General features: G+C 62.3%; 1 protein-coding gene. It reads left to right on the top strand.

The annotated features are described in order from the left end of the window. Window positions 1-156 precede the first annotated feature (156 nt). The coding region (locus EN818_RS31180) for a hypothetical protein (RefSeq protein ID WP_135906666.1) at window positions 157-355 on the top strand (199 nt) is incomplete at its 3' end.

Here is a 355-nt window from a genome sequence, read left to right as displayed (position 1 = left end):
GCCATACAGCCGCGCCGCGGCCGAGGAGATGCTTTGCCAGCCCGAGGGACGGCCGCTCATCTCGGCGGTCCAGAATGCCGCGGCTACGCTCGCCATCCCGGACATCGAATTCGTCGAGGAACAGGAAAAAAACTCCGAGCGGCCTTCCGGTGGCGATTGAGCCATCAGGACGGCCTTTCCGGCTTCAAGCAGAAACTCGCCGACGAAAACCCTGAAGACGGGATAGAACTCGACGAGCGCCCTGACGAGGCAGAGCCTCAACCCTGGCAAGAGTTCTATTTCGAGGCATGGGACGCGCTTCGATACGATCGGCTCTACGTCATGGGCGGCGAGATGCCGATCCCGTACACCGCGA

It is taken from the genome of Mesorhizobium sp. M3A.F.Ca.ET.175.01.1.1 (assembly GCF_004791945.1).
GTDB lineage: Bacteria > Pseudomonadota > Alphaproteobacteria > Rhizobiales > Rhizobiaceae > Mesorhizobium.
Note: the sequence above shows the minus strand (reverse complement) of the source record. Positions and strands in the feature narration are given on the sequence as shown.